This window comes from Micromonospora sp. I033, from assembly GCF_053890995.1.
The window spans coordinates 1-5849 of record NZ_JBSSLX010000289.1 but is presented as its reverse complement, the minus strand read 5'-3'; the positions used below and the strand labels follow the sequence as shown (position 1 = coordinate 5849).

Genomic DNA, 5849 nt, shown 5'->3' with positions numbered 1-5849 from the left:
AGAGGTGTATAGGAGACAGGGCTGCGCCCGGTGAGGGTGGTGCGGGTGGTGGCGGCGGAGGCCTGCCGGTGACCGGCACGAACATCGGCGTCCTGGCCGGGGTTGGCGGCGCGCTGCTGCTGCTCGGCGGCGGCGGTTACCTGATCGCCCGGCGCCGCCGTACCCGCTTCGTCGCCTGACCACACGTCGTACGCGCCCCGGCCCGCTCCCGCGGGTCGGGGCGCTTCGTCGTCTGCGTCAGGGAGATCGTCAACCGATGGTTGACGCAGAAGTGTCGTCAACCTATGGTTGACGCATGGAGGAGACAGAGCCGCTGAAGATGACCCACCCGGTACGCCTCGACGACCTGATCGACGGCATCAAGAAGACGCACACGGACGCGCTGGACCAGCTCGCCGGCGCCGTACTGGTCGCCGATCACCTGGGTGACGTCGCCGACCACCTGATCGGGCACTTCGTCGACCAGGCCCGCCGGTCGGGGGCCTCCTGGACGGAGATCGGCCGCAGCATGGGGGTGAGCAAGCAGGCCGCCCAGAAGCGGTCCGCCGCGAAGGCCGAGACGGCGGCCGCGCTCGACCCCAACGCCGGGTTCGGCCGGTTCACCCCGCGGGCCCGCAACGTGGTGCTGTCCTCGCAGGAGGAGGCGCGGGCGGCCGGCAACGCCGAGATCACCCCGGGGCACGTCGCGCTCGGCCTGCTCGCCGAGCCGGAAGGGCTCGCGGCCGCGTTGATCGTGGCTCGGGGCGTACCCCTGGAGCGGTTGCGGGAGGCGGTCAGCGCGACCCTGCCGGCGAAGGCCGACCAGGTCCCGGACCTGATCCCCTACGACGCGCGGGCCAAGAAGGTCCTGGAGCTGACCTTCCGGGAGGCGCTGCGACTGGGGCACAACTACGTGGGCACGGAGCACATCCTGCTCGCCCTGCTCGAGGAGGAGGGCGGCGACGGCGTGCTCACCGGGCTCGGGCTGGAGAAGGCCGCGCTGGAGTCGGCGGTCGAGGGCGCCCTGGCCGAGATCACCCGCAAGCGGGCCTGACCGGCACCCGCCGGGCACGCGCCACGGGGGCGCGTGCCCGGCGCCGGCGTGTCAGGCGGTGGGGAAGCCGTAGCGGGCCGCGTGCTCCGGGTCGGCCGGGTCGACCTGGCGGATCCCCGCGTCGGCCAGGCGCTTGTTCACCTCGTCGAGCCGCTCGCGGACGAGCCGGGCCTCCTCGTCGGTGACCCGGCCGCGGTGCGGCTTCCCGGCGTGCTCGATGGTGCCGTAGTCGATCTTTTCGGCGCCGCGCCGGGCCTTGGGCGGCTTCACCCGCTCGGCGGTGCGCAGCAGTTGCGCCATCGGCACGTCGGTGGCCATCGCGTCGAACTCGCTGGCGGTCAGCACCACCCGCCGCGGCTCGCCTCCGCCGTGCCGGTCGTGGATCTCCACCACGGCCACGTCCAGCGCCGCGTCGTCGATGCTCTCGACCTCGACCGGGGTGGCGTCCAGTTGCACGGGCCCGGCGACGAGGTCCGGGTGCTCCAGCACGACGACCTTGACCACCTCGTCGTCGGGGTGCAGCACCTGGCCGGTGAAGTCGGAGACGTGGATCGTCTTCTTGCCCATGCGCGGAGCTTCTCCTGTCGTAGGCCGGGATTCGGACCAGGAGACGCTACCGGACAGGTGTGCCAAAGCTCGGTGTGGAGCGCCCGGGTGTGTCGTACGGGTCAGCGGGCCGTGAGACCGCGCCGGGTGGAGGCGCCGGCCGGCAGCGCGTTCAGCTCCGCCCAGGAGAGTGAGCCGCGGCGAACCCCCCGGTAGTCGGCCTGCGCCGGGAACCGCCCGACGGCCTCGACGGCCTGCCAGCGCTGCTCGGCGTCCTGCTGGTACCGGTCATTCGGCTGATTCGGCATGACCATTACCGTCCCAGAGAAACTTGTACATGTATGGAAATGAATATGACGCGGGATCGATGCGTCAGGTTCCCGCGGCCGGCAACCGAACCACGAACCGGCAGCCGTCGGTGACGTTCTGGACCTCTACCCGCCCGCCGTGCGCCTCAATCAGCCCGCGCACGATTGCCAGCCCCAGCCCGCCGGAACCGCCGGCGTCGGCCGCGCGCGGGGTCCGCGCCGGCTCGCCCCGGAACGCCACGTCGAACACCCGTGGCAGGTCGCGCTCCGGGATCCCGCCGCAGGTGTCCGCGACGGCCAGCCAGGCGGTGTCGGCCTCCCGGCCGGCGTCCACCCGGACGGTGCCGTCCTCCGGGGTGTAGCGGATCGCGTTGAGCAGCAGGTTCCCCACCACCCGGGCCAGCTCCGGCTCGCTGGCGGTCACCGTCGGCCAGCCGGACTCGGGGGCGAGCAGCCGGATCCGGCGCGCGGCGGCCAGTGGCGCGGTGCCGGCGAGCGCGTCGGACACCACGTCGCCGAGCGGCACCGCGGACAGCGACAGCCGCAGCGCGCCGGCGTTGATCCGGGACAGCTCGAACAGGTCGTCGACCAGCCGGGTCATCCGGTCGGTCTCCACCCGGATCCGGCGGTGGTACTCGGCCACCGTCGCCGGGTCGCCCACCACCCCGTCCTCCAGTGCCTCGGCCATCGCCCGCAACCCGGCGAGCGGGGTGCGCAGGTCGTGCGAGACCCAGGCGACCAGGTCCCGGCGCCCCTTCTCGATCCGGCGCTCCCGCTCCCGCGCCTGGTCGGCCCAGACCGCCGCGGCGGCCAGCCGGCGACCGAACAGCCAGCCGACCGCGAGGCTCACCACGGCGGCGGCGGAGAGCGTGGTCAGCACCACCTCGAGGTCGTGCGGGGAGAGGAACATCGCCTCGGCGACCACCGCCACCCCGGCGGCCACCGCGCCGACGGTCGTGGCGAGCAGGACGGAGATGTGCACGGTGATCGACCGGCCGCGCAGCAGCCGCAGCGCCAGGGCGCCCGCCAGCCCGACGGCGAGCGCCGCGAGCAGGGCGGCTCCGAAGATCAGCGCCAGGTCACGCATCGGCCGGCTCGTACCGGTAGCCGACACCCCAGACGGTGACGATCCGGCGGGGATCGGCCGGGTCGGTCTCGATCTTCTCCCGGAGCCGCCGCACGTGGACGGTCACCGTCGACTGGTCGCCGAAGCTCCACCCCCAGACCCGCTCCAGCAACTCGGCCCGGCGGAACGCCCGCGCCGGATGCCGCATGAGGTGCACCAGCAGGTCGAACTCGCGCAGGGTCAGGGTCAGCTCCCGGCCGTGCAGCCGGACCACCCGGGGACCGGTCGCCACCTCCAGGCCGCCGTCGGCGAGCAGTTCCGGGGGTGCGCCGGCCGGGTCGCCGCCGGCCCGGCGCAGCACCGAGCGGACCCGCAGCACCAGCTCGCGGGGGGAGAACGGCTTGCTCAGGTAGTCGTCCGCGCCCAGTTGCAGGCCGAGGATCCGGTCGGCCTCGTCGCCGCGGGCGGTGAGCATGACGATGGGTACGCCGTCGGGCCGCTCCCGCAGCCGTCGGCACACCTCCAGGCCGTCGAGCACCGGCAGCATCAGGTCGAGCACCACCAGCTGCGGCGGGCGCCGGGCCACGGCGGCCAGCGCGGCGGCACCGTCCCCGACGTGGCCTACCTCGTAGCCGGCGTGCTCCAGGTAGCGGCAGACCACGTCGGCGACCGTGCGGTCGTCGTCGACCACCAGCACCCGTTGCGCCACGGCACACCTCCCCGTATGCGGAGGTCAGCGTAGCCACGGCGGGACGGTCGATCCATTGCCGAGTTCTTACGGCGTCGGGCGGGGGGATCCGCCCCGCCGGACGGGCGCGGCGGGCGTACCGTGATCACGTGCTCGACCGGCGGCTGTTCCTGCACCTGGCGACCTGGTTGGGGCAGTGGCCGGCCGGTTCCGGGCTGCACGTGGTCCGGTCGCACCGGCGGGCCCGCCCGGCCTGGGACGGGCGGCTGCGCCCCGCCGTCGCGGTCGCGTCCCCGGAGTGCGCGATCCTCTCGGTGCCGCCGGACCGGGCCGGCGCGGTCCGGGACCTGCTCCGGGAGCGGCCCGGTGAGCGGCTGCTGCCCGCCCTCCCGGCGGCGGTCGGCGCGCCCGACTTCACCACCCACGCGGGGCTGTTCCGGTGGAGCACCGCCCCGGCGCCCCTGCCGGACGCCGGCGAGTGGGTGGCGCCGACCGCTCCGGGGCTGCCGCCCTGGCTGCGGCTGTTCGACCGGGAGGTGCTGGTGGTCCGGGACGCCGACGGGGCGTACCTGGCCGGCGCGGGGATCAAGCGGCACGACGCGTACGGGCACGAACTGGCCGTGGGCACGGTGCCGGCCGCCCGGGGGCGTGGGCTGGCCCGGCGGCTGGTCGCGCAGGCGGCCCGGCGAGTGCTGGACGAGGGGGCGATCCCCACCTACCTGCACAACCACGACAACCACGCATCGGCCCGGGTGGCCGAGGCGGCCGGCTTCCCGGACCGGGGCTGGACGTCGTACGGGGTCTTCCCGCGTTGAGGTGCGGGCGCGGACCGTGGATCCCGGGCCGGATCCACGGTCCGCGGCCTCTTCCCCCCAGGTCCCGACCCTGGTAACGCTAAGTGTCCAGCCCGTGTCCGGCAAGGGGTGAAGGGCCGGTCACTCCTGTCCGGTTACGGACTTGACCTGCGATTCAGTCCTCCCGCGCGGCCGGACTGATCAGTGACGCAGCGTGCGGATCAGGCTGACCACCTGCCGGGTCACCGGGCGCAGCACCCGGAGCCGGGACAGCGCCACCAGCCGGTCGACCAGCGGCACCGCGCCGTCGATGAGCTGGCGGGTCTTGGCCTGGCCGGGGGAGCGGTCGTGCACCCAGTAGAGCACCACGCCCATGTAGCCGAGCCAGAGCAGCTCCGGCAGGGGCTCGCGCAGCTCGTCGTCCACCTTGGCGGCCGAGCCCTCCAGCACCTCGCGGAAGAGCGCCACCGACGCCTCCCGGGCGCCGGACGACTCGGCGGAGAACGGGCTGAGCGGCGAGGTCGGCTCGGCCGCGGTCTTGAAGAAGCTGGCGGCGAACGAGTGGTACGGCGTCAGCACGTCCACCCCGGCGTGCAGCACGGCGGCCAGCCGGGCGGCGAACTCCCGCTCCCGAGCCAGGGCCGGTGCGGCCACCACCCGGTGTTCCCGCTGGGTGTCCGCGTAGAACTCCTGGATCAGGTGTTCCTTCGAGCCGAAGTAGTAGTAGGCGTTGCCCACCGCCACACCGGCCTCCTGGGCGATGGCGCGCATGGTGGTGCGCGCGTAACCCCGCTCGCGGAACAGCCGCATCGCGGTGTCCAGGATCAGCTGGCGGGTCTGCTCACCCCGGGCCGTCGCCCCGGTGCTCGGGCCACCCGCAGCGGTCGTCGGCGCAGTCTGCTCGGTCATCGTCGTCACCGTATCCCGGGTCCGGGCGGGGTTCCCGGACCAGCTCACGTGCCGCGGCGGCGGTCGCCACCATCCGCCGGGCCAGCGGCAGCAGGTGCGGACGGGCCAGCCGCTCCGCCGTACCGCGGTGGTCGGCCAGGGCCCAGAGGCAGGCGAACCAGGCGCCGTCGCCCGCGTAGACCGCCCCGGTGTCGGCCACCACGGTCAGGTCCCGCAGCGTGGCGTCGTGGTCGAGCCCGGGGAAGCGCCGCCGGGCCTCCGCCGACCCGGCCGGCACGAACTCCAGGGGTACGAGCTGGGCGCGCGACGCGAGCCACCGCCGGGCGGCCCGGCACAGCGGGCAGTGCGCGTCGTAGAGGACGGTGAACCCGCGGATCCCACCGGCCCCGTGCCCGGTGGGATCCGTCGGGCGCCCGCCGGGGGCGAGCGTCATCGTGGCGGGGCGGGCGGGGGCTGGCCCCGGGGCGGCTCTTTTAAAAAATTCCCAGCCCACCAGAACCGACTA

General features: G+C 74.4%; 9 protein-coding genes. 3 read left to right on the top strand and 6 right to left on the bottom strand.

The annotated features are described in order from the left end of the window. Together ACW0Q9_RS28535 and ACW0Q9_RS28530 are read left to right on the top strand one after the other, a co-directional pair. Positions 1–179: LPXTG cell wall anchor domain-containing protein (locus ACW0Q9_RS28535; protein ID WP_456186536.1), on the top strand; the 179-nt coding region annotated here is incomplete at its 5' end. Positions 180–295: 116 nt separating this feature from the next. Further along, a complete protein-coding gene (locus ACW0Q9_RS28530; protein WP_456186534.1) occupies positions 296–1033 on the top strand; it encodes a Clp protease N-terminal domain-containing protein in 738 nt (245 codons plus the stop codon). A gap of 51 nt (positions 1034–1084) precedes the next feature. Here the strand turns inward: ACW0Q9_RS28530 and ACW0Q9_RS28525 are convergent, their stop codons facing one another. From ACW0Q9_RS28525 to ACW0Q9_RS28510, 4 genes are all read right to left on the bottom strand, one after another. After that, entirely contained in the window at positions 1085–1600 is a 516-nt protein-coding gene (locus ACW0Q9_RS28525) for a hypothetical protein (protein WP_456186532.1), read from the bottom strand. A 101-nt stretch (positions 1601–1701) separates the two neighbouring features. Beyond that, positions 1702–1887 (bottom strand): DNA repair protein, encoded by a 186-nt coding sequence (locus tag ACW0Q9_RS28520; RefSeq protein WP_456186530.1) that lies wholly within the window; start codon positions 1885–1887, stop codon positions 1702–1704. Between the two features lie 64 nt (positions 1888–1951). Beyond that, on the bottom strand, positions 1952–2974 hold the full coding sequence (locus tag ACW0Q9_RS28515; protein ID WP_456186528.1) for a sensor histidine kinase: 1023 nt from the start codon (positions 2972–2974) through the stop codon (positions 1952–1954). Continuing rightward, a complete protein-coding gene (locus ACW0Q9_RS28510) occupies positions 2967–3662 on the bottom strand; it encodes a response regulator transcription factor (RefSeq protein WP_456186526.1) in 696 nt (231 codons plus the stop codon). The genes ACW0Q9_RS28515 and ACW0Q9_RS28510 overlap by 8 nt, the downstream gene beginning before the upstream one ends. A gap of 128 nt (positions 3663–3790) precedes the next feature. Between ACW0Q9_RS28510 and ACW0Q9_RS28505 the strand changes: the two genes are divergently transcribed. Beyond that, positions 3791–4456, top strand: a complete 666-nt coding sequence (locus ACW0Q9_RS28505) for a GNAT family N-acetyltransferase (protein ID WP_456186524.1) — start codon at positions 3791–3793, stop codon at positions 4454–4456. Positions 4457–4636: 180 nt separating this feature from the next. On the opposite strand, the gene ACW0Q9_RS28500 is transcribed toward ACW0Q9_RS28505, so the two are convergent. Then, entirely contained in the window at positions 4637–5344 is a 708-nt protein-coding gene (locus ACW0Q9_RS28500) for a TetR family transcriptional regulator (RefSeq protein WP_456186522.1), read from the bottom strand. Next, positions 5277–5777 (bottom strand): thiol-disulfide oxidoreductase DCC family protein, encoded by a 501-nt coding sequence (locus ACW0Q9_RS28495; protein ID WP_456186520.1) that lies wholly within the window; start codon positions 5775–5777, stop codon positions 5277–5279. The genes ACW0Q9_RS28500 and ACW0Q9_RS28495 overlap by 68 nt, the downstream gene beginning before the upstream one ends. Positions 5778–5849 lie beyond the last annotated feature (72 nt).